This is a genomic window from Bacillus shivajii, assembly GCF_020519665.1.
Classification (GTDB): Bacteria; Bacillota; Bacilli; order Bacillales; family Salisediminibacteriaceae; genus Bacillus_CA; species Bacillus_CA shivajii.
Window position 1 is genome coordinate 4,106,075 of sequence record NZ_CP084703.1, and the last position, 24,068, is coordinate 4,130,142.

The 24,068-nt window shown below is 40.5% G+C and carries 24 protein-coding genes; 1 reads left to right on the forward strand and 23 read right to left on the reverse strand.

Features of this window, described 5'->3' with window-relative positions:
• Positions 1–157: 157 nt before the first annotated feature.
• The 5 genes from murQ to LGQ02_RS19745 all read right to left on the reverse strand — a co-directional run bounded on the left by murQ (position 158) and on the right by LGQ02_RS19745 (position 6,136).
• The gene (gene murQ / locus LGQ02_RS19725; protein ID WP_226515987.1) at positions 158–1,069 is read right to left on the reverse strand and encodes an N-acetylmuramic acid 6-phosphate etherase; all 912 of its coding nucleotides are present in this window, start codon (positions 1,067–1,069) and stop codon (positions 158–160) included.
• A gap of 179 nt (positions 1,070–1,248) precedes the next feature.
• Positions 1,249–2,805, reverse strand: a complete 1,557-nt coding sequence (locus tag LGQ02_RS19730; RefSeq protein WP_226515988.1) for a SpoIID/LytB domain-containing protein — start codon at positions 2,803–2,805, stop codon at positions 1,249–1,251.
• A 161-nt stretch (positions 2,806–2,966) separates the two neighbouring features.
• A complete protein-coding gene (locus tag LGQ02_RS19735) occupies positions 2,967–3,935 on the reverse strand; it encodes a GNAT family N-acetyltransferase (RefSeq protein ID WP_226515989.1) in 969 nt (322 codons plus the stop codon).
• A gap of 84 nt (positions 3,936–4,019) precedes the next feature.
• Positions 4,020–5,171: an exo-beta-N-acetylmuramidase NamZ family protein gene (locus tag LGQ02_RS19740; RefSeq protein ID WP_226515990.1), complete on the reverse strand. Its 1,152-nt coding sequence runs from the start codon at positions 5,169–5,171 to the stop codon at positions 4,020–4,022.
• Positions 5,172–5,176: 5 nt separating this feature from the next.
• Positions 5,177–6,136: an N-acetylglucosamine kinase gene (locus tag LGQ02_RS19745; protein ID WP_226515991.1), complete on the reverse strand. Its 960-nt coding sequence runs from the start codon at positions 6,134–6,136 to the stop codon at positions 5,177–5,179.
• A gap of 284 nt (positions 6,137–6,420) precedes the next feature.
• On the opposite strand from LGQ02_RS19745, the gene LGQ02_RS21365 reads away from it, so the two are divergent.
• Complete coding sequence (locus LGQ02_RS21365) at positions 6,421–6,552, forward strand: hypothetical protein (RefSeq protein WP_264183994.1); 132 nt, start codon at positions 6,421–6,423, stop codon at positions 6,550–6,552.
• A 50-nt stretch (positions 6,553–6,602) separates the two neighbouring features.
• Here LGQ02_RS21365 and LGQ02_RS19750 read toward each other — a convergent pair whose 3' ends face one another.
• From LGQ02_RS19750 to spoIIID, 18 genes are all read right to left on the reverse strand, one after another.
• Positions 6,603–7,664 (reverse strand): serine hydrolase domain-containing protein, encoded by a 1,062-nt coding sequence (locus tag LGQ02_RS19750; protein WP_226515992.1) that lies wholly within the window; start codon positions 7,662–7,664, stop codon positions 6,603–6,605.
• A 201-nt stretch (positions 7,665–7,865) separates the two neighbouring features.
• Positions 7,866–10,322, reverse strand: coding sequence for a penicillin acylase family protein (locus LGQ02_RS19755; protein ID WP_226515993.1), 2,457 nt, complete (start codon positions 10,320–10,322; stop codon positions 7,866–7,868).
• A gap of 197 nt (positions 10,323–10,519) precedes the next feature.
• On the reverse strand, positions 10,520–11,452 hold the full coding sequence (locus LGQ02_RS19760; protein WP_226515994.1) for a hypothetical protein: 933 nt from the start codon (positions 11,450–11,452) through the stop codon (positions 10,520–10,522).
• A 5-nt stretch (positions 11,453–11,457) separates the two neighbouring features.
• Positions 11,458–13,425: a gamma-glutamyltransferase family protein gene (locus tag LGQ02_RS19765; protein ID WP_226515995.1), complete on the reverse strand. Its 1,968-nt coding sequence runs from the start codon at positions 13,423–13,425 to the stop codon at positions 11,458–11,460.
• A gap of 6 nt (positions 13,426–13,431) precedes the next feature.
• Positions 13,432–14,604 (reverse strand): CapA family protein, encoded by a 1,173-nt coding sequence (locus LGQ02_RS19770; protein WP_226515996.1) that lies wholly within the window; start codon positions 14,602–14,604, stop codon positions 13,432–13,434.
• A gap of 15 nt (positions 14,605–14,619) precedes the next feature.
• Positions 14,620–15,072: a poly-gamma-glutamate biosynthesis protein PgsC gene (gene pgsC, locus LGQ02_RS19775; protein WP_226515997.1), complete on the reverse strand. Its 453-nt coding sequence runs from the start codon at positions 15,070–15,072 to the stop codon at positions 14,620–14,622.
• Positions 15,073–15,090: 18 nt separating this feature from the next.
• Positions 15,091–16,275, reverse strand: coding sequence for a poly-gamma-glutamate synthase PgsB (gene pgsB, locus LGQ02_RS19780; RefSeq protein WP_226515998.1), 1,185 nt, complete (start codon positions 16,273–16,275; stop codon positions 15,091–15,093).
• Between the two features lie 606 nt (positions 16,276–16,881).
• The gene (locus LGQ02_RS19785; RefSeq protein ID WP_226515999.1) at positions 16,882–17,166 is read right to left on the reverse strand and encodes a hypothetical protein; all 285 of its coding nucleotides are present in this window, start codon (positions 17,164–17,166) and stop codon (positions 16,882–16,884) included.
• Between the two features lie 280 nt (positions 17,167–17,446).
• Positions 17,447–17,602, reverse strand: coding sequence for a hypothetical protein (locus tag LGQ02_RS19790; protein WP_226516000.1), 156 nt, complete (start codon positions 17,600–17,602; stop codon positions 17,447–17,449).
• 219 nt (positions 17,603–17,821) lie between these two features.
• Positions 17,822–17,974 carry a hypothetical protein gene (locus LGQ02_RS19795; RefSeq protein WP_226516001.1) on the reverse strand — a complete coding sequence of 51 codons (153 nt, stop codon included), beginning with the start codon at positions 17,972–17,974 and terminating at the stop codon, positions 17,822–17,824.
• Between the two features lie 91 nt (positions 17,975–18,065).
• Entirely contained in the window at positions 18,066–18,293 is a 228-nt protein-coding gene (locus LGQ02_RS19800; RefSeq protein WP_226516002.1) for a hypothetical protein, read from the reverse strand.
• A 93-nt stretch (positions 18,294–18,386) separates the two neighbouring features.
• Positions 18,387–18,557, reverse strand: coding sequence for a hypothetical protein (locus LGQ02_RS19805; RefSeq protein WP_226516003.1), 171 nt, complete (start codon positions 18,555–18,557; stop codon positions 18,387–18,389).
• Positions 18,558–19,137: 580 nt separating this feature from the next.
• On the reverse strand, positions 19,138–19,572 hold the full coding sequence (fabZ, locus tag LGQ02_RS19810; RefSeq protein WP_226516004.1) for a 3-hydroxyacyl-ACP dehydratase FabZ: 435 nt from the start codon (positions 19,570–19,572) through the stop codon (positions 19,138–19,140).
• Positions 19,573–19,818: 246 nt separating this feature from the next.
• Positions 19,819–20,442 carry a DNA-directed RNA polymerase subunit beta gene (locus tag LGQ02_RS19815; RefSeq protein ID WP_226516005.1) on the reverse strand — a complete coding sequence of 208 codons (624 nt, stop codon included), beginning with the start codon at positions 20,440–20,442 and terminating at the stop codon, positions 19,819–19,821.
• Positions 20,443–20,485: 43 nt separating this feature from the next.
• Positions 20,486–21,319 carry a flagellar hook-basal body protein gene (locus tag LGQ02_RS19820; protein WP_319003497.1) on the reverse strand — a complete coding sequence of 278 codons (834 nt, stop codon included), beginning with the start codon at positions 21,317–21,319 and terminating at the stop codon, positions 20,486–20,488.
• A gap of 49 nt (positions 21,320–21,368) precedes the next feature.
• Positions 21,369–22,193 carry a flagellar hook-basal body protein gene (locus tag LGQ02_RS19825; protein ID WP_226516007.1) on the reverse strand — a complete coding sequence of 275 codons (825 nt, stop codon included), beginning with the start codon at positions 22,191–22,193 and terminating at the stop codon, positions 21,369–21,371.
• Between the two features lie 177 nt (positions 22,194–22,370).
• Positions 22,371–23,375: a rod shape-determining protein gene (gene mreB / locus LGQ02_RS19830; protein WP_226516008.1), complete on the reverse strand. Its 1,005-nt coding sequence runs from the start codon at positions 23,373–23,375 to the stop codon at positions 22,371–22,373.
• 127 nt (positions 23,376–23,502) lie between these two features.
• Positions 23,503–23,787, reverse strand: a complete 285-nt coding sequence (spoIIID, locus tag LGQ02_RS19835; RefSeq protein WP_226516009.1) for a sporulation transcriptional regulator SpoIIID — start codon at positions 23,785–23,787, stop codon at positions 23,503–23,505.
• Positions 23,788–24,068 lie beyond the last annotated feature (281 nt).

The following is a 24,068-nucleotide window of genomic DNA, read 5'->3' on the forward strand; positions in this document are numbered from 1 at the left end:
AACCAAAGAAACGGTTATCCGTCTCTTTGGTGGAAAACTAAAGTAAAAACTCTCAGCCTTAGATAGCGCTTTCATATTTTCAGTTATATACCTTGTCTTGTATTAAGTGATACTCATCAAGACAAGTAAATTAATGCACTTGAATCAGATTTATCCTTTAATTTCCTTCAACAGATTCGATTGCTTTGCGGACGAAGCCTTCATTTTGAATAAGGAGCTCCTTCGCCTCGTGGACATTGACGTTCGCTTTTAGCATGACGATGGCCACCTTCACATCATTTTCTGCTTCCTTCAATGTTGTGGCAATCTTTTCATCAGAAACATCTGTTACTGATTTGACAATACTTTTTGCGCGTTCCTTAAGCTTTAAGTTACTCGCATTTACATCTACCATCAAGTTTTCATAGACTTTACCTAGTTTTACCATGCTCGTAGTTGAGATCATATTCAATATCATCTTATGTGCTGTTGCAGCTTTCAACCTCGTTGAGCCTGTTAGGACTTCAGGGCCGACTTCAACTTCGATCGCTTCTAAGGCAACCTTGCCAAGTTCTGAATTTTTGTTACATGTCAGAGCAATTGTTTTTGCACCTAGTTCATTTGCATAATTCAGTGCTCCTATCGCGTATGGTGTTCTTCCACTAGCTGCGATGCCAATAACAACGTCTTTGTGTGTAAGTCCAACTAGCTTTAAATCTTCCGCACCTTGTTCCACGCTGTCCTCTACACCTTCTACAGCTCGGAACATTGCTCCTTCGCCACCTGCCATAATTGCTTTTACAGTGTCAGGAGATGTTCGAAATGTAGGTGGGCACTCAGAGGCATCAAGAACTCCTAACCTCCCACTAGTACCTGCTCCAATGTAAAATAATGTACCACCTTGCTTTAAAGATTCATACACGTATTCAACTGTTCGTTCAATGTGGGTCAATTCATGATTTACAGCCTGGGCGATCGTCTGGTCTTCTTCATTCATCAACGTCAAAATATCGATCGTTGACTTTTGATCAATGTTTTTCGTTTTTTCATTTCGCTGTTCTGTCGTAAGAGCAGAGAGATTTACATCCATCTCATATCACCAAACTTCATCGGTTGTTTTGAAATTTTCTTTCAATATTAATCTTAAAATAACTGTAATAATATTTCAACCAGTTTTTTAATTTTTTGAAATGTTTTTTTATCATTTTAAATTTAAAGAAAAATAAGAGCCTGACAATGATGTCAAACTCTTAATTGACTATTCATATTTTAATAGATTGTATCCAAGTCAATTCCTTGATAATAGTGCTTTAAAATCTCTTCATAATCGGCTCCTTTTTCTGCCATTCCGACTGCGCCAGTTTGTGACATTCCTACACCGTGGCCCCAGCCACCGCCATATACTTCAAAGCCGACCACTTCCTGTTTTCCCATGATAGGTTCAATAAAGAACAGTGTACTTAATAGTGGGCTTAAGTTACCTTGAGCGTTAAAGTATTGCAATGCCCAGCGAATTTGGTCTTTTGATTCAGAGAATGTGCCGTTTTCTGTTACAAACTCAATTTCATAGACTCTCCCTGAGTCAGAGCGTTCTAATACATTAATTTCGTAAACTTTCCCGACATCGGTATTAAATCTAGCACTCAATGACTCTGTCATTTCCTCCATCGTCCATTCGAATGTCCAACGGTGATATCTAGACCAGTCAGATTCGTAGGCACCTTCATTCATGCCGCGTAAAGATTTTGCATTACCACTATTTTTAAACACTTCAAGTGTTGGAACGTTATCAAATGCATTTCCTCGGTTTGCATCTGGTGCTCCACGTAAGTATGGAACTGCCTCTGTATTCCACACATCTTCATTATTAGCAGTAAAGCCACCACTTGTTGAGTGATAAACAGCTGTAATTAGCTCCCCATCATACGTTGCGACGACTCCTCTTGTTTCATCAACTGCACTATTAGAAATTGGGTGCTCTGCCCCGTAACCTCCATAAACTTGGTCAGATGTTGTTGGAAGTAAATCATATCCATCTGAGCTACGCTTTCCTAAGTTCGAAAGTGCATACGTCCTTGCAGCAACCGCTTGTGTTTTTTGTGCTTCAAGTTCCCCATAAGGTACTGGTGGTAGCTCATGAGGGACAACCCCATATAAATACTCCTCTAACGGAAGTTCGTTAATTGCAACGAGCGTACCTGCGCTATTAAATTCTACTTCTGCAAAACCACGGTATGGTTGACCATTGACAGTAACAAGCCCGTTGTCTGCTCGAAGCACAACAGCCCCTTCATACGTTAAGTCATCACCGATGCTGATAGAAGATTCACCTTCAGACGTTGTAATCTGGCGCCAAAATGCATCGCTACCAGCAAGCCCTTTGTCAATTAACTCTTGTCGGAAAGCTTCCCGCTCTCCCCATGAAGCATCAAGTGAAAATGCCCCTGCTAACATTCGGTAGCCATCATTATGTGGTTCAACATACGTTGGATAACCTTCTTCCTCTGCTTGTGTAAGCCATTCCGCTAATGCAGATTCGCTACTTATCCACCCAGTTTGAAGACGGAATAACGTTTCAATCGTACCTTGTGACTGAAGTTCGACTGTCACTTCCTCGCTTTCTCCTTCATAAAGAACGACACCTGTTTCTTTTGATTCAAGTTGGTAAGAGGTTTCACTTCCAACAGTGAGTGACGTCGCGTTCGGAACGACTCCGACACGGATCATTTGCTCTTCATCATCTGCAAATGAAACTAGCGAACTTGTCGCCATAAATGAAGCGCTTACAAAAAGAAAAACAAAAAACACCTTTAATACCTTACTCACCTATACCACTCCCTATAAAAATTTTTCACAACACACCCATTCGGTGACACTGTTGAAAAAACCTTTTAAGATTTTTCTGTTTTTTCTAAAATTTAATTTCAGAACTTACGAACTATATATTTTTATGAAAATAGGTATAGGTTTATGGAATATCATGGTATTTATAACCTTGTTTTTTCTAACTGATCATACCGCCAAATAATCTCGAAACCGAATTTTTGGTAAAACTCAATGAGCTCTGTCCAATCGATGATGAGATGGTCGACTTCACGTTTTTGTAAAACAGTAATTGCAGCTTGAACAATCCCTAACCCATAACCGTGTTTGCGGTATGCCTTGTCTATCCCTAATGGACCAATACCTCCAAGTCTCCCATTAAAGCGAGGTGCCCAGTACGTGTTTTGGGCGATCATTGGTGAATCGGCATCGTTTACTCGACAAAAGCCAATAATAGCTCCACCCTGCTTCATTACAATGTATTCTCTTCCACTTCCACCAAGCTCGTAATACTTCTTCGCTTCATACTCCCATCTTCCCGGGAACTTTTCGTGCATAAATGTAAGAAAATCGTTTTGATCTTTAGGAGAAAGGACATTTATTGAGACTTCTGGAAAAAACGGCATTTCATCATAACCTTCCTTATCTTCATGACGGATGAAATCTGATACCGTTTTCGAATACTTATAACCTTTCCCTTCAAACCATTTCCGTACTGCCGGCATCGATACAGGAATACCAGGAAAGTAATGAAACGGGTCACGTCCTCCAATCACTTTCTTTGCACCTTGATCTTTTAAAGCAGCTTCTGCCTTTTTTAGAAGCTCTCCACCAATTCCTTTGTTCCGAAATGCTGAATCTACAAGCATCCATTGAATCCATCCGACTTCTTCAGCAAGCAATCTTTTTACCTCTTCAGTTTGACATATTTTTGTAACAATAGCGCCTATACATTGCCCTCCATCGTTTAACACAAAGAATGAGCCTGATATACATACATTTTCGTCATCAACACTGTTTTGTTTAAACAATGATTCTCTCATCGGAAACTGTTCCCCAATCTCTCGGTTCCATAGTTTACATATTGCTAGAATATGCTCCTCGTTTAGCTCATCCCACGAATGAAATTGCATCTTACATTCCCCCTTTTTTTCGTAATAAATAGTCTATTTAAAAAAAGAAGTGCCAATCTCGCTTTGACACCTCCCTTTTTCCGATCAGTCATAAAGTAAATATGGCTTTCTTTTTTCTTCAAACTGCTTTGCTTCTTCTCCCTTCCCACGAATCCAATTCACTAGTGAATCACCACGGTCACCTAGCCTTCTAACTTGATCGGTACCGCTAATAAGATCAATAAAATAACGTCCATTAATCGGAGCTGTCCATTGAAATTTATCTCTGTATAAGACAACAAGTGAATCGATGAGGCCTAATGATGTTTCAATAGGCTCAAATTCGTCTTCATTGTAAATGTGAAGGTCGAGTCCATAGCAAACTTCCCCTTGATACTTTGATATAAGTGGGGTGAATGTAACCGGTCGTACTTGTACTCCTGGTAGGGCGAGTTTTTCAAATTCTGCTCTCCATTTATACGCATCGATCCATGGTGCACCGATCCATTTAAAAGGAGCTGTTGTTCCACGACCTTCGGAAACGTTCGTTCCTTCGAAAAAACACGTTCCAGGGTAAAGTGCCGACATCGTCTTTCCAGTTGCATTTGGTGAGGGCATAATCCAAGGTAAACCGGTATCATCATACGACATGGTTCGCTTCCACCCTTCCATCGTCACAACAGTTAATCTCACATTCATGTTCAACTCACGATTGAAGTATTGTGCAAGTTCTCCAACTGTCATGCCATGTCTAATCGGTAAACCATACTTTCCAACAAACGATTCAAATTGAGGATCCACGATATTACCTGTTACAGTCGCCCCATTAATTGGGTTCGGACGATCCAGGACGTATACTTCAATTCCCCGCTTCCCCGCTTCCTCCATGCAATATGCGAGCGTGTAAATGTATGTATAAAAGCGGACACCGAGGTCTTGAATATCAAAAATAAGAACGTCAATCTCTTTTAGCATCTCACTTGTCGGACGTTTTTGTTTACCGTAAAGGCTATATACCGGAATATTCGTTCGTGCATCTACTTGATTTTCAACTGTTTGTCCAGCTGCTACATCACCTCGAACTCCATGTTCTGGTGCGAAAATCGCTTTTACGTTAAATCCAAGTTCAACTAGCATGTCTAAACTAAGGTGGAGATTACGATCAACAGATGTGTGGTTCATTATTAAGCCTATTTTTTTCCCTTTAAGTACATGTTCCTTCTCTTCAATGAGACGATCTAATCCTGTTTTCACCATTTCCGTCACCCTCTCTTCAGCCTCGTTGCAAAATCACTCAGTCCATGATCCCCGTCCGCTTCCTTTTTTGCTGCAATAACAGCACCAACGACTGGCTCATCTTCAGCAACTTGCCAATCAGTGTCCCATCTCTCTTTTAATCGTTGTAAAAACAGTTCCTTTCTTTTCATTAGTCCACCGACGAGCACGACTGAAACAGGCGCTTGATAGCCTTCCCCAAATAACTGTGGCGTTAATGTTTTCACAGATTCGGCTATATCAGCACTTGCTTGATCGACAAGTTCATTCGCCTCAACGTTTCCACGTGTCGCTTCGTCTAATATAAGTGGTGCAAGAGACGCGATGTTTTCACGAGATCTTTCCTTGTCATAAATAAGGGGAATAAGATTTTTCGGCTCAATGACTCCGAAATGTTTTAGAATCAATGATGATAAAGGAGTTAATGGTAATCCATCGTCACTCTCGTGAAAAAGACGCTTTAATGCTGCTAAGCCTATTCCATATCCACTGCCAGAATGGTCAAGTAAAAATCCCCAACCACCAACACGCTTTTCTTCACCTTTTTCATTGACCCCAAACGTAAGGGACCCTGTCCCTGCAATATTCACAATCCCGGGATTGCCGTTTGTGCCTGAATAAAGCGCTGTGATTGCATCATGAGAAATTGTGATGACTGTCTTTGTACTTGTTGCTTCTCTAAAAATCTTAATTATCCGATCTTCATTCGTAAGGCGAGAATACCCAGACATCCCTACGAATATTGTTTTTACGTGAAGAAAATTAATGTTTGGTGAACCTCTCAACTGATCTAGTAAACGTTGAAATCTTATTTCAATGGTTTCTGTACTCACAGTCGTTGGGTTCGTTGCTCCTTCAATAGCTTCACAGAGTTGATTGCCTTGTTCATCACAAAGAAGTGCCGCAGTCTTCGTCCCACCACCATCGATCCCAATATAATACATCATCTTCCCCCTTTCTTGTCATCCTTTATTCTACTTTGGTGAAATTTTATTTTATGTTAATTGTATTGTTTGTGTAATTTATTTTCAAGTTTATTTATGGATAAGTGCTAGGCACAGAAGATACCTAGCACTCTATTACGGCTTTATAAATTATGCTTCATGACGTGAAATTTTCTCGTAATCTGAAATACTAACTTTTTGTATAAGTGAGCCACTGGAGTTTTTGCACCTGTCCATAAAAAACAAGCATTATGTAGTCCTTCCTGTTTCATCTGGGGGATCCTTTGATGGAAACGTTGATCATTGCACGTGACCCTGAAAAAAAGGTTGCCGCCTTTGCTGTTTATGGAGCTTATGAAGGGGTCTGGAACGCTTTGATCCATTCGGTGTTGATGAAAATCAACGTGGTAAAGGACTAGGGAAAGTCATTTTAGCAAAGACACTCGGTACTGCAAAATCCCTTCTCTTATCACGCTGCTTTTACAAGGTTATGAAATTGCTCACGAATTGTTTTCATATCAATGTCTCGACCGTAGTGAACTCGGTTTGTTAAAAGTATGACACCAATTTCATCAGCAGGATCAAACCACATGCTTGTCCCTGTAAAACCTGTATGCCCGTATGATTCATCAGAGAAATGTATTCCTGATGCATCGAATGAATCATTCTTTAACACCCAGCCTAAGCCTCGATTACCATTTTGTGTTTTCGTATAATTTTTTGTTGCTAGGTTAATTGTTGCTTCTGATAAGATTTCACGCCCTTTGTAAGCGTCATCATTTGTAATCATGATTAAATAACGAGAGAGGTCTGTAGCAGTTGTGAATAAACCGGCATGACCACTCACCCCGTTTAACACCCGTGCTGTTTCATCATGTACTTGTCCCCACACCCATTTTGACTGTTCTTTATCATATTCTGTCATTGCGATTCGATGTTTTTGTTTTTCGCTTGGGCAAAAGCAGCTCTCAGTCATGTCTAAAGGCTGAAATATTTCATCTGAGGCGAGTTGTTGGAAGCTTTTCCCCGTTACTGTTTCAATAATTTTTGATAGTAAAATAAAGCCGAAATCACTGTATAGCACCGTTTCACCAACGGGATTTTCCATTGCTGATTCGTAAATGTATTGGAAAATATCTTCTTTCTTCCAACCATGAACACTCTTTTTTATATGTGTCTTCATTCCTGAGGTATGGGTTAATAAATGCTCGATTGTTATCTGGTTTTTCTCATCCGTGTCAAACTGTGGTATAAACGTTGCTACTCGATCACCTAAATGAAGTTCACCTTGCTCAATCAGCTTTAAAGTTAAAGGTAATGTTACACAAACTTTCGTTAACGAAGCAGCATCGAACATCGTTTTCATATCTACTTTAAGGCTTTCTTTCTCTACGCTAGTCATTGCATCAGGATCTTTAATGTAGCCAGTATAAAACGTTGCCAAGTTTCGTCCCTTTTGGGTAATAACCGCTGTCGCACCTGAAAACTGTTTCTCGATTCGTTTTGATTCTAAATAGTGAAAAGCTTTCATTAGCCGATCCTCATTCAGATGGGAATCTCCGAAATTTTCAAACTGAACATTCACAATTCCACTTCCCTTTATCAATATATTTGAAATTATCATAACATAATTGAAACTTCGCCGATTTAACTTCGATAGACCACCAAATATAAAAAAACACCTTTATGCAAACCAATGCATAAAGGTGCCTGGCATAAAGGTGCCTGGCACCTAAGGTGTGAATGTCTTTGTTTTCATGTCTTCTGCTGTTTGTTTGTTGTATATCATTGGATAAAGATTCCCTTCTACCCATGTGTCTACTTGGTCTGCGTAGAATGGGGAGAAGAGTTGTCCGGATTGACCTGGTATAACGATATCGTACATTTCTTCTGTAGAGCTTAAGTCTGCGACGAAGCGCCAGCCTGCGCCGTGGTTGACGTTCCCGCTCTCACGATTATAGCCATTCGCTCCTGGTGTATTGGAACTTCCACCGAGTTCCCATGTGCCGACATTAAATAAATGGTTAAGTGGCCAGACAGAGGCAAGTGGATGTTCCACGGTCATTTTATGCCACTTCCCCCATTCCCAATTTGCTGCATTTGCCCCTTGAATGTTTTCCGCTCTTGTCACGACATTTGCAAACGTCATTCTAGCAAATTCCGATAGTTCGCGGTGGTATTCTTCTGACAAGTCACCGAACAGTATTTTTTCCGTATGCTCGTGAGCGTCAATAAGTGCTTTATGAACCGCCAGCTGGTTTCTGTATTCAAAGCCGAGCACCTCTTCAAATAGCTCAGGCCCTAAATCATCTTTCCATAAGTTCCAGACGAAAGCGGCTCCAGATTCGGGTGCTTCGACATAATCCCAGCTTGCCATCATCTCGTAGACTTCTTTTTCAAGTGCAGTCAACGTCCCCCCTTGCTCTCCTATTACTTCAAGTAATACAGGTAAGAGTGAGCGCGCTTGTGTATTTAAAAAGTCGACTTGCATCTCTTTCATATCTTCTACGGTAAACAGTTCTCCAGCAGCGATTTGGGTTTGGATCAATTCATCGAGACGCTCTGCACGATAAGGATGGAATGACCTTCCGATTTCATACGCATAATCATCATCAACAGGTTTGTTGTTCGCTGTCATGATGTACCCTTGTTCTGGATTCATCAATTGTGGAAGCTCCTCTGGTTCAATAAAACCTTGCCATTGATAATCAGGGTCCCAACCTGGTACAGGGAGCATCCCATTCGATTTTTCCCGAACTGGCAATCTCGCTTGTCCGCGGTAACCGATGTTTCCATCACGATCTGCAAATACCCAGCTAAGTGCAGGAGTGACAAAGTTATCAAGGCCTGCCAAAAATTCATCAGCGTTTTGTGCGCGGTTCAGCTTTAACACACCATTTAACTCTTCCCCTGCTTCTCTTCCTGTCCAACGTAGAGACATCGCTTGATAAGGGCTATCGCCGATCGTCTCACCCATTTCAAAATCTTCATCGATGATTTGATTGATGATCGGCCCGTTTCTCGTTACTTCAACGAGCTCAACATGGGTTTCTCCATCACTTATTTCGATGACTTCTTCAATGATTTCAGCTTCTTCCCACTCACCGTCATATAAATAATGGTGTGGTTTTTCAGAGTGTCTCTGTTCTAAAAAGAGGTCTTCTTGGTCAACAGACATTGACGTAACACCCCAAGCTAACTGTTCGTTAGATCCTAAGACAACTCCTGGTACTCCTGGGACAGTAACTCCCATCGAATGAAAATCACCTTCAAGGTTGAGGTGCGTTTGATACCAGACACTAGGTATCGCCAGGCCTAAGTGAGGATCATCTGCTACGAGTGGATAACCTGATTCTGTATACTCCCCGCTAATCGCCCAGTTGTTGCTTCCGTTAAATTCAGGAGGGGCAAAGGTCGCTAGTGCATGAAGTTCTTCTTTTGAAAACGGACTTTTCGCCTCAGCCGTTTCTTCATAAATCGTTGGGAACCGATCATCTACGTGGTAATCAGGGATGATGTGCTCAGCATCTTCACCAAATTTTTTTACCATTAAATAATGGTCTAGTTCACTTCGGAAGTTTCCTGACAGTGTATAGCCCATATATTTAACGACAAGCGCTGAATCTTCAGGTGTCCATGGCTCTGGTTCATAACCAAGAATCCGAAACTCAAGAGGCTGATTCCCCGCTTCAAATGCTTCTTCCATATATGTGTTCACCCCATCGGCAAACGTATTTACCATTGTCGCTGTCTCGTCATCGAAAAGTTCAACCAATTCAGGGGCAGCTCGATGCATACCATATGTTCTAAAGAAAATATCGGTATCAAGCGCTGCTTGACCAACGACCTCAGATAATCGACCGCCTGCTAATCGACGCGTCATATCCATTTGAAAAAGTCGGTCCTGCGCTGTCACATAACCTTGAACAAAAAATAAGTCCTCGAGGTTCGTCGCATTGATTTGTGCGACACCACGTTCATCGCGAATCACTGAGACTTCATCATTTAGCTGAGTGAGTTGTTTCTCACCTTCTAAGTTTGGGAGTGGCTTTGTTGCAAACCAATATCCGAACGCTACCGCCCCAATAAGTAAAAGGAAAAGTACACCTAACAATATCGCTACAACCTTCACCCATAGCCTTTTAAAAAAAGGCCGCTTTGTTTCAGTCACCACCGTTGTATTCATCATATATCTGCCCCTTTTTATATAAACTGACGTTTTCTGTCATTTTATACATTCGCTCAAGGGCTGCTAAACTCCTCTTTTGCTAAAACACCCCCACTTTTATTCCCAAAAAAAACAAAGTGCCTGGCACCTGGAATTCGATTTCCAGGTGCCAGGCGCTTGGTATAAAATTGGAAACTCACCTTGTTGTTACTTCTTATTTATAGCAATGGCACGATTTCTTCCCTTGCCCATCGTTCGTGCTTTGCTTCATTCGTTTCATGAACGCCATCAAACCTTCGCGTTTCTTTATAATCGGCAAAATCTAATTGCTCAGCAATTCTTGTAAAGTCGTCATCAATCATTGTTTTGACTCGCTCAGATTCCGTCATATAAAAATGCTCAGCAGTTGTACGTTCTTTCTCATCAAGAGTGAGATCCTCATATAACGCTTCATTTAATAGCAAATATGTGAAAAAACGACCGCGCGAATCGTAAAATGCATTTAACGCATTGACTGTTTCATCGATAAACTCCCGAACGGTAATCCCTTCTTCATGCAGAAGTCCAACATCAAAAATGACGACATCTGGTTCAAGACTTCTCAGTGCTCTAGCTGATGGGACATACGTTTTTTCGATTTCTCCAGGTTCATCTGTATAAAGCGGTACCGCACCCTTCCCCGTTTCCTCTGCTTCCTCGATCAACCAAATCCCCTCTTCAAATGTTTCATTCGGAAGCCTTTTTTGAAAAAAATCAGGTGGCAATACTTCGATATGGACAAATTCATGACCATAATCTGCATGTAACCAATCCATCGCTTTGTCCCGCCACATACCTTCTCCTTGATCCATTCCTGCTTCTACATAGAAAGAGGGAGAAGGCAAATAAACAACATTCAAGACTTCTTGACGCAATATGCGATGAATAACTTTGCTCCTTAAAGGTGGAACAAGCCCTTCTGTATTTTCTCTTAATTCATTTGGAATATTTCCGTAAATCACCCAATCTTCATTATAAGTGGCCAACTCGATCGACTCTCTTGCCGCATGAGTCAACTCATCTTCATGACGAAAAGCAAACATAAAGAAAAACACCAGTGTAAAAAAAAGTAGTGGAAAAAGTCGCCTCATCCATTTTTTTCTGTTCATCATTGCTGTTAATCCCCTTCATAGGACCGCGCACCAACGATATCGGAGTCCCAAGAACCTCCTCTACGAGGGTCTGCTTCTCCGGAAATTTGTCTATTTACGACATCATGGATTAACGTCTGGATTCCTCCGAAATACATCGCACCTCTCTCGACAGAGATCGGATAACCCCGCTCTTGCAAGCCTTGTCTTAATAGTTCATAATGCTCGCGATCCCTTAATTTCGATTCCACCCTTACTTCATATTGTTGGTTTGTTTCGTTAAAATCATACTGGAACCGAGGGATGCTTATTGCTTGCGCGAGGTCCATTCCGTGCAGATTGTCATACATTAACACTTGTGCCATCATCATCGGAATTCTCGCTCCACCAGGAGAACCTAATCCAATCACTTCTTCTGTTTCGCCACCATTATTTTTCACTAAAATAGCTGGAGTCATAAAGCTTCGCGGTCTTCTTCCTGGAGCTGGTTCATTAATCGATCCTTCTGTTTGGCTGAAGTTACTTAACTGATCATTTAAGAAAAAGCCACGATGATACACACCTGAACCAAAAAAGTTACTAAGTGTATGCGTCGCTGAAACCATTCTTCCTTCAGTATCAATGACAACGAAATGTGTCGTATTATTATGCTGCTTTAATTCTGACCTAGCGTCATAGTATGGATGAGCACTCGCGAATAGAGACTCTACACCTTTTTTTGGCCGAAAGAATGATTCAGTTCCTTCTTCCGTCAGTTCATCATCATCTTGGAAAAATTGACGCTGTCTCTCCTCTAATGCATCTCGCCACTGGCTAACAAGCTGATCCGCATACTCACGCGTTACAATCTCTTCAGCAAGGACCGCCGCTTCTTGAGACGTATTCGGATCACCAATATTTAAAAGCCTGTCTCGGTACGTCAAATCATTGACAGCAAGCATTTTTTCCATAAAATTAAGATCGTCTTCCACAATTGCAGGATCAAACATTTCTTGAAGGTCACGCTCTTCAACCGCTTCTTCCTCTTCGATATTAAAAAAGTTTAACGTATGATCATCCATATCTAGCGCTTCAGCCATATGGAGCGCTTGAACAAGTACCGGACCTGCTAATGGTGGAGGTGCCGCATAAACGTCATATTCCTGAAACGCCCCAACAGAAGGTGTCTGATTCGTCAACACTTCATATTGCTCGAAATCCTCCGTCGTTAAGCTGTTAAACCTCGCGACCATCTCAGGGGCAAATTCGTTGTAAAAATAATCTTCAAAGCCAAATTCACTAATTTCCTCGAGAGTTTCCGCCAATTCATTTTGAACTAAAATATCTCCTTCTTGAAGGAAGCGGTTCTCCGGGAAAAAGTGCGGAATATCTGCGTGGTGAAGTCGATTTTGCGCAAAGTAAAAACGTTCGGCTAAATACGTATCAACCGTAAAGCCATCATTCGCTCGATCAATCGCTGCTTCTACTAGAAGCTCTTCATCAAGTGTCGCGTACTCTTCATGCAAATACGCCATCCCTTTTAAAAAACCTGGCACCCCAAAATATTGTCCATTTAGAAGTTTTGCTTCATTTTGAGCAATCACGTATTGATTATTTTCATCTTCAACTGGCTCTTGAAGCTGTAATGGTGCGGTCTCACGATAATCGATATATTCTATTTGGTTTTCGGCTTCATCGGTTGTAGGGTCATAAATTAACATAGAACCTCCCCCACCGATTCCAGACCCATAAGGCTCTACAACACCTAGCATGAAAGAGATCGCAATAGCAGCATCAACGGCGTTTCCTCCATTTCGCATCACATCAAGACCAACTTCAACTGCATGCGGATTTGCCGCACTTACAGCAACACCATTAATCGATGACGTATATGAAAGTTCACGAGTCTCTTCAACACCTTCTTCTTCTTGAGGCGACACTTCAATCACTGCAGCAATAACAAAAACGAGAATTAACGGAAGTCCAATAATGTTTGTCCATCTTCTAAGCCACATGACAAGTCACAACCTTTCTTCTTCAGACGCTTGTTCAGGTCGGTTGAACAGTCGCTCATGATTGACACGAAACTTGATTGAATTGCCGTCTGTTTCCCATTGATCTTTATTTAAAAACTTCGTTAACATCCGATGAATTGATGCTTTTCTATACGAGAAGTTCGTTACTGGACGAGGCTGGCCTTCTTGGATGACAAAAGGAACAAGTTCGACTTCTGCCTCTCCGTTTTCGTATAAATGGTATTGGGCAAGCGCTGTTTGCTTCGTCCGTGTCCACCCTTGATCAAAAATAAAGTTACCGAGACTGTAAAAAATGATCGTATCATTATAAATTTCGACAGGCGACAAAACATGCGGGTAATGCCCAATGATAATATCAGCTCCAGCATGTGACATCGCATGAGCGAGCTCCTGCTGACGGCTTGAAACGTGAGAGTCATATGGCTCACCCCAATGTGTATGCACGACCACAAGATCTGCCTCTTTACTCGCATTTGTAATCGCATGAATGGCATATCTCGGTGGGTCAAGTGGCATAATGCCAGGACGAAAGGTTGTCGCAATCGAATTGGCAGCCGCAATATCTGTCATTGCTAACGTCGCAATCGTTAATCCATTTTGCTCTGTGTAAACGGCATTATCAATATCTTCTAAATCAACCATCGCCCCTGCTGCTTGAATGCCTTCTTTTTCTTCAAAAAAATCTATCGTGTCAAGAAAAGCTAAATACCCGTAGTCATAAATGTTATTGTTGGCAATCGATACAGAGCGAAAGTTCCTCTCTCTCAACACGTCGACTGATTCAGGTGTCGTTGAAAAAATAATACTTTTATCAATCGGATCGCGCTCTTTAATTAACACAGGGTGTTTAAAGCTTCCCGTCGCAAAGTCTGACACCTCAAAGTATGGGTCTGTATATGTAAACAAATAATCATAACCACGATGGTTAATGACATCTCTCACATGACGGCCAAACATCATATCGCCAACAAATGTTGCCGTGAGAACAGCTTCTTCGTCTTTTTCGACATGCGGGATCGCCGTATGTGTCCATAGGTTCGACGTCATTAACAACACTGCAGCTACAATGGCGAAAGCAGAAGTATGTAACGTCAGCTTTTTCTTATGTTTTTTTGACCATTTGAGGATGTTTTCTTCAAATGAGAGCTGGCGTTTCATCTAAATAGCTCCTTTCTATAAAAAGAAATAGTAGAAGGTCATAATGGCAAACGTAATCCCACTTAATACCATCGTACTTGTCACGGTTATCACGACCCCTTGTTTTTGAAAAGAGTTTGCAATAAGTCCTGGAACGATAACCCCAATTCCTCGAAGTTCATAAATTTCAAAAGGCATGACCGGATAGAAGTAGTCAAATGCTAGTTTTAAAACGACTCCTGTTAAAAGCATTGCCGCAAATTTTCTCCGCCCGTAAAGAATGGTGAATCGTGCAAAAACATGGATGACGAGTAAATAAATTAAACAACTAATAAAAAATATCGACATGATGAAAAAAGGCTGATCGAAAATAAGTGCTAAATAGCCTGGAACGATAATTCCGCCCGGAAGGACGCCGGCTTTCTCTGCATAAAGTAAGCTAATGACTACACCGACAACTAGCGTAATATATAAATCTGCACCAAACATGCTAAGTGCCTCCTTTTGCTATGCTGTATGTGGCTCTTCGTTTTCTTGTATTTTTTCCATAAGTTCCTCAGCAACGCCGTGAATGTTGCCAACTCCGAACATGACATCGCCATTTACTAATGAGAGTATCTTTTCAAAGACTTCATTTGTTTTTTTTCCGTCAAGATCAATGACACGGTCGGCATCGATGACCCCATCTTTATGCGCTTGAACAATAGGACTCGTTACACTTCCAATGAGCACTAGAGTGCCTATCTCCATTTTTGGCAGGACATCATAGGCGAACTGTTCCGTACGATCAACGCGATCTTCACGACAATTCATAAGTATAATCGGGTGCTTACCTGAGTATCCGAGCATTTGCACCCGCTCCCAAATCGCTAATGTTGAATGAGCATCATTTGCTGCAAAGGCATTGATAAACGGGGATGTATGTCCTTGGTTTTCGACTGTCATTACCCGTAACGCACCAGGATCCGGGTGAGAATGTAACATTCCTTGTCGTGCGACTTCTTCATCGATGTTTAATGCTTTTGATACGGCTAGAGCAAGGGCTGCATTTTCTGGAAAAATAATGTATGGAAACTGGCGCAAATAGTCTTCTGTAATTTGTGACGTATCTGCAACGATGACTTCTGTGTTTCTCTTTTCTGCGATCGATCGATACATGTCTGTATACGGTGAATCGTTTAAAATTAAGTGCCCGTTGTATGGAATTGTTGCTACAAAAGCAGAAGCAACATCATCTAGCGAAGGTCCGAGTACGTCCATATGGTCCTCTAATACATTTACGATCACACAAATGTTCGCTTGGAGTAACACCTCTTGAAAGGTCACTTGATAATCGGGGTTTACAGCCATACATTCACTAACAAGAGCATCTGCTTTTGTTTCGGCGACTTCATCAATGACTCTTTTTTGCTCTTTAATGTTCGGTCCTTCAGGGTCGCGAATGATCGGTTTTTCCTCTGAACTGTTCCAGTAAATCATCCTTGCAGACGTACCGGTTGTTTTCCCAACCGTTTTATAGCCCGCTTCTTTTAAAATGCCTGTCGTAAGCCTTGTGACCGTTGACTTACCGCGAACACCATTAATGTTGATTCGAACGGGTATCTTTTCAATATTACGTTGGTGCCTACGGCGTTCAACCGTCCCTAAAAGTAAAAGCAGGACAGCAGTCAGTGATATCGGAATTAGTAACATATGATAAAAGTCCTCCTATATTGAAGTTCATCATACAGGTGAATGACATCATTCTATTTCATGGCAGTATTGGCAAATTGAACGATTTTGTTTAGTATTCACGAGTTTCCCATTTTTTTTGCATCATCCCTATATATAGATGACTTCCATATAAAACCAAGTGCCAGGCACTTGTCATAAAATGGTATTTTTTGCCCATAAAAAAATTGGTCGATGAGGTGGTGGCTCCTCATCGACCAAAAGCTTCGTTCAAAAAAATATATATTTAAGGGGAGTAGTGGGTGTCACAAAGTCATTAGGAATTTTCCTAAACAACTTTGTGAACAATGCTGTATCCAGCATCTTTTGAGAAGGATCGCTTCTCTAATCCATGAGGGAAAGGTGGTGGCTATCACTTTTCCTCACTTCAATATATTTCATGTCTCTTTGTGGCTAAGAAAGAGTCATGAGGCAACGATTATTTGATCCTGCTGATTCGTTTCAGCCTAGTATTCAAATCATCGTTTGCTCAAAAATTCATTAACGGGATGTTAGGGTTTCGCTACTAACGTTCCTAACTAGTTCACACAGTTTTCAACAAAATAAGGAGAGAGTTATTTAGTCAAATTACATGTCTTCTTCTTCGTCTTCATCTTCTTCATCATACATATCGTCTTCAACGTCATCATCTAGTTCTTCATCATCTTCAAAGTCATCCTCGAAATCTTCTTCGTCAATGTCGCCGTCAAAATCTGCGTCATCTTCAAAGTCATCCTCAATGTTTACATCTTCTTCAATTCCCGTTTCTTCTTCTAGTGGCGCTTCCTCTTCAATGTTTTCTTCACCGCAAGCTGCTAATACGCCTACTGTAAGAGCACCTGTCATAATTGATAGCATTAATTTCTTTTTCATTTTTATTTCCTCCTGTTGTTTCTTATCTTGATGTTTGGAATGAATGATCATACATTCCCTATCCGCAACGCTTATTTGTTAAGTGATGCGATGGAAATAATCATATCTTGCTTTTAAAAAAGCTGCAATTGATTTCGGAGCTTTTTCAAATTCTTTGACAATCGACCACATTGTTATGAAATTTTTCCACAACTTTGTGATAAAGATCAGATTGCACTGCCAGTTAAGCGTTTTCCGTCATAACCAGCAGTACATTCCAATAGGTGATCTTCATTTGTTATTACATGTCACCATCTAAATCATCGTCACCAAAGTCACCTTCATCTTCCATCATTGGGTCGTCTTGCATCGGTTCATCTTCTACATCTCCACATGCTGCTAATACCCCTACAGTTAACGCTCCTGATAATAACATTAATAATGCTTTCTTTTTCATTTCAAATTCCTCCTTTTAGTTTTTCACATTGGTTTTGAATTGGCAGGATAAAAAACGTCAACAACCTTTGCAACAATCAGTTGATCTATGTGAAAAGAGGTCGGTGATGCTCTTGACACACAACCTCTTGTTGACTTAGTTTTTACAAAAAATCATTAACTCACGGTTGCCAACAAAGTAAATATTTTTATCTTTCCTTAGACGAGCAGATTTCATCGATTATGAATCTCCACCGCCAACTGGGTCTTCACCATCTTCCATCATTGGGTCGCCTTCTTCTTGCATCGGATCATCTGCAACATCTCCACAAGCAGCTAGAAAGCCTACCGTTAGTGCACCTGACAATAAAGTGAGTAATACTTTCTTTTTCATGGGTGATCCCTCCTAAAGTCATTATGTCATTGCACTTATTTTAAACAGGAACTGAAAAAGCCATACATGAAAAAGTCATGATTTCTTGCTTTTATTCATCATAGTCATCGTCATCATCGTCAAAATCGATATCATCGCCTTCGTCTTCCACGTCAATATCTAAATCTACATCGTCACCGCCATCATCAGTTTCAACTCCACCTCCGCCAGTTCCGTCTGTTCCGTTATCATCGATATCTACATCTTGATCAGCACATGCTCCTAATACACTTGCCGCTAATAATGTAGATGCTACAGTTAAAAACGCTTTCTTTTTCATCAGTCATTCCTCCTTGTTTCTCCATTCTCTTTTTCACTATGTCTAAGTCTTGTTTATTTCTAAATGTCGATCAAAAGGGTACTTGAATGTTCTTTACTCGTCATCATCAACCTCTACATCGACTTCTGCATCATCTCCGCCATCTTCTTCAACGCCGTTTCCATCAAAGCCATCATCTACGTCTATATCCTGATCAGCACATGCTCCTAAGATGCCTAATGCTAACACTGTCGATGCAGCAGTTAAGAATGTTTTCTTTTTCATGAGAACATTCCCTCCTTAACAAGATTTGTTTTTTTGAATTTGCTAAATATTGCTTCAGCAGTGATTCTATCAGCCCTATTTCACCAAAACAACGGACTCAAACCTATTTTCGATCTTTTTTACAATCTCTCATAGTTTTCCCACATAGTCACAGATTCTCACCATAATAGGGATGTAAATCCCTTTATACCAGACACTAGCCAATGAAAATGCTTCATTTGATTTTTCATGATTGCGATACTCATATATGATTTACGGCGGTTACCATTGTAGAAAAAACTCGTCTTACACGATGTCACATGACGCAATATATGAAGGTTTAAAGTAAAAAAGAGGTAATTTTGTCTAAATAAAGTTAAACAAACGTTTGTTTAGTCCGTACCTCTTTCCTATCACCAAGCTAAACATAAATAAAAAATAATATATCTATTTAATCCCAGGTGCCAGCCATCTGGGATTAAATGGTATTTTGTGTAAAATGATGTTTCATTGGGGTAAGCCTTAAAACTACATGAGAATGTTTAGCAAATAGAAAAAAGCCAAGTATCGCATCAGCGATACTTGGCTTTAAAAGTAACTCTTATTCTTCTTTATCAGAGAGAGCAAACATCAATTCAGCTTCAGCTACAGTTTTTCCTTCTACAGTTGCGACAGCTTTTCCTTTTCCGATCTTCCCTCTTAAACGTGTCATTTCAACCTCAAGCTTAAGCTGGTCTCCAGGTTTTACTTGTCCTTTAAATCGGCATCCATCAATACCTGCAAAAAATGCAAGCTTTCCGCGATTTTCTTCTTTCTTTAACATCGCCACAGCCCCAACTTGAGCTAATGCTTCAATAATCAGAACCCCTGGCATAACAGGGTAATCTGGAAAATGCCCATTAAAAAAGTCTTCGTTAGCACTAACATTTTTAATCCCTACTGCTCTTTGTCCTTCTTCGACCTCTAAAATTCGGTCCACTAATAAAAACGGGTAACGATGAGGGATAATCTCTTTAATTTCTTCAATTGTAAGCATAAAATTTATGACCTCCTATAATATGTAGGTTCTATGTATTCTCTATCTAGTTTACTTTAAGCATCGACTGATTTACAAGAAGGAATACAAAACAGAGTAGAAGAATCAACATTTCACACATAAATATGAACTTGCCTATATTGTCAACCCTCCCCTTAAAATTGTAGGGGACCAGGTCCCGCACAATTTTGTGTGAAATTATGAAAAAAGCTCCAAAGGAGAAATACTATCCCCTTTGGAGCTTGATCATTCTTCTTCTGTTCGTTCAAGTTCTGTTTCTTGATAAATAATATCGTAAATATGGTACCAGGTGTCACGTTCAAATATATCAGATGGTTCACCCTCACCGACGATCCCATATCCAAACATTGTACCTACTACTAAACTCCCAGCTAATAATAACAATAAAACAATGACTCGTATCCATAAAGGAATTAAACGAATCCTTCCTCGCTTTTTCTTCATTTTATGGTTCGATTCCTCATTGGCCTTCTCTTTTTTTAGCTGTTTACGTGTTTTCACTTGCTTGTCCATCGATTCATCCTCATTAATTTCTGAACGTCGATCTTCCTCTTTTGTAACAAGTTCATCGTTCGGAGGAATTGGATTAATCTTTTCTAACTGATCATGTGGTTGTTTCTTATCTGATACATGAGTATCTGTTAAATGATGATCTGTTTTTTTAGAAATAGACTTCTGTTTATCCCCTAAAGAGAATACCGATGTTTCATCATTACTTATATCGGACTGACTACCATCGGTTATCTCTTTTCTATCAGACTGTTTATCCTTTAATTCATGGCTATTTTCAGTTGTTTTGTGAGAAGAAGCTTCTTCTCTATTTATCTCGTTTCCATTGTCTTTATTCATGACAAACCCCTCGTCATATTCGGCTTTCTAGCCTATTGTATCCTTAACGAATACTGTTGACAAGCCCCATCATTTCATCTGATATAGAAACTGCTCGCGCATTAAATTGATAATTTCGTTGTGTGAGGAGCATTTCACTAATTTCACGGCTCATATCAACGTTTGACATTTCTAGTGACCCTTGCCTAAAAACGTCTGTTCCAACTGCTTCCTCTAGTACATCTCCAAATTCTAAATCAAGATCGTCGAGGTTTGGAAAAACATAGGCATTGTTTCCAATTGAATTCAATAATTGTGGTTTCGTGATATTCACTAGTTGCAACTGACCAACAACCTCAGTCTCATCACCATTTATTACAATTTGAATTGTACCTTGGTCAGTAATTTGTAAATCTTCGTAATTTGCTGGAATAACAATTGGCTCTCCGTCCTCACCTAAAACGTAGTCGCCGTCCTGGTTCACTAAATAGTTTTCACCAGCATTGTTTGGGTTCGGTGATAAGTAGAAGGCTCCATCACGAGTAAAACGTCGTTCACCATCTTCTGTTGGAGCTAGTTCAAAAAAGTACCCTTTTTCTGTTAAGGCAATATCTAGAGGACGATCGGTCTGCTGCAACGCTCCTTGTTCAAAACGCACAGCTGTTTGTGCTAATGCTGCCCCAGAACCTGCACGAATTCCATTCGGTGTTAAACGACCTGTTTCCTGTTCTGCAACGACTTGGTTATTCACTTGCTGAAACAATAAATCGGAAAAGCTCGCATCGCGCCTTTTATATCCCGTTGTATTTACATTTGCTAAGTTATTACTCGTTAAATCCAACTTCTTTTGCAGCTGTCCCATCGTTACAGCAGCAGAAATCATTGATTGATTCAACACCTTCACCTACTTCCAATTCAGTCAACCTTATTTTCTTTCATTTTATGTCTTAACCTAATCTTCCTACATCGTTTACTGCTCGTTCCATACTACGATCATATGCTTGTAATACACGCTGATTGGCTTCAAATGCCCGCATCGCACTCATCATTTCCGTCATTGTTTGAGAAGCATCAACATTTGAACGCTCAATAAACCCTTGTTGGATTTGATAGGTTACATCATCATTGTCAATCGCTGAAACAATGTCAGCTTCCCCTTCATATCTAAGGAAGCCACTTCCTTCTTTCACCAGTTGTGCAGGGTCAGGTACGACTGCAACATTTATCTGTCCGAGAAGTTCCTCTTCTGCGGAGAAAACTTCACCGTTTGGTGCAACTCGAATATCTTCATTTTGAACCTCGATACGCTCACCATCTGCATCAAGAACATAATGGCCTTGAGATGTCGTTAAAAAACCCGCTCCATCGATCGTGAAATTCCCATTTCTCGTAAAACGGACATCACCTTCATCATTTTCAACAGTATATAACAACATTGCATTTTGCCCTGTTTCCTCATCCGTCGGAACAACACCTTGAAGTAGAGCCATGTCGGTTGTATTCCCAGTCTCATGAATATCTCCTTGGCGAAAATCGGGAGTCCCCTCTTGTATATAGACTCCTGTTGCGAGTTCACCAATATGGTTCGATCCGTACTTTTTCATATGATCGGTTCCCATTGCATTTAAAAGCATATTCGGAAACGTCCTCATTGACGCTTGATCTGCTTTAAAACCTGGTGTATTCGCATTTGTTAAGTTATTAGTCAGCATTTCTTGGCGCCTTTGTTGCGCGATCATTCCAGAGCCTGCGGTATACAATCCACGAAGCATTCCACTCACCTCAATTTAAACCGTACCGGTCCAATTTCTTCTCATTATTATATCGGTTTTTGTCTAGGTCATTTTTACAAATTATCGATATATGTGACTGTTGACCTATTTATTTACAGCATTTATGTAAAAAAGTATTGGCAACACTCATCTATAAGCTTGTCCCACTTACTAGGTTTACACTTTAATTTTTTGCTTTTGTACACGATCTAAGTTTTCTAGTAGAATTCCCGTACCGTTTGCAACACAATCCATCGGCTCTTCAGCTACAAAAACAGGTACTTTCAATTCTTCTGCTAACAGCTGATCAATGCCGTGCAAATAAGCCCCGCCGCCTGTTAAAATGACGCCACGATCAATGATGTCTGCAGATAGTTCTGGAGGAGTCTGTTCAAGGACGTTCTTTGCAGCATGAACGATATGGTAAACAGATTCTTCTAAGGCTCCACGAACTTCATCAGAATTCACTGTAATCGTTCTTGGTAACCCTGATACCATATCTCTTCCTCGAATGTCCATTTCTGCATCGCGTGCACCTTCAAATGCCGTTCCTACATTAAGCTTTATATCTTCAGCGGTTCGATCACCAATTAAGAGCTTGTACTCTTTCTTAATGTAGTTGAGGATCTCACTGTCAAAGCGATCCCCTGCAACTTTGATGGAAGAGGCGGTGACGATATCTCCCATTGATAATACAGCAACATCTGTGGTTCCACCGCCAATGTCTACCACCATATTCCCACTCGGTTGGTAAATATCCATCCCTGCACCTACGGCAGCAACTTTCGGTTCTTCCTCAAGGTAAACGTTTTTACCACCGCTTTTCTCAGCAGCTTCACGGATCGCTTTTTGTTCAACTGAGGTGATATTCGTTGGGCAGCAAATTAGGATTCTCGGTTTTACAAATAAGCTTTTTACCTTCACCTTGCTTAAAAAGTGCTTTAACATTGATTCTGTTGTATCGAAGTCAGCAATGACACCATCTTTTAATGGACGAACAGCAACGATGTTCCCAGGTGTCCTTCCTACCATACGGAATGCTTCTTTCCCTACAGCTAAAACTTTTTTTGTCGTTGTATCAATCGCCACAACTGACGGCTCATTTAGAACAATGCCTTTTCCTCTAACATGAACCAGTACGTTGGCCGTACCTAAATCAATACCAATATCCCTTCCAAGCATTTTTGATATCCTCCCTGAACTGATTCGCCTTATGGCTTTAGTTTTATCCGTTTCTACATATAAGTTGTATCTAATGAATCATTTTATCATAATTTGTCAGAAAAAAGTGGGAGGAATTCATGAATTTTTACACTTTCGTTTTTACTGTTTTGTCTGGTTGAACATCTGTTTTGCGATATTTCACTTTCGTCGCTTCTCCTCCACGAAGGTGGCGAATCGACTTATGGTAATCCAAAATCTCTTTCACTTCATTCGCCAGCTCTGGATTAATTTCCGGCAAGCGTTCTGTTAAATCTTTATGGACAGTGCTTTTTGAAACGCCAAACTCCTTTGCAATTGTTCTCACTGTTTTCCTCGTCTCTACGATGTACCTGCCTATCTTGATTGTTCTCTCCTTGATGTAATCGTGCACACCTCTCGCCTCCCTAGTGTTTCTGGAGTTCAAAAAGACGAAGAAAGACAGCACACCTATACGTTGACTGATCGTGTTGATTTGAGCTGCGTTCCTCGTTAAATTCAGGTTGCTTGTGACCCTCCTCAATCTCCTTGAACGACCTTTCATTGTGGTAAGGTTTGTTAAATTTTATTAGGGGAAATCCTTAGATATGCCTAAAAACGAAGATCTGTACAAAAAAAGACGAAATATTCAAGAAATAACAGGAGTAAAGAAAGTGGGAGTTAGATCACAAATCG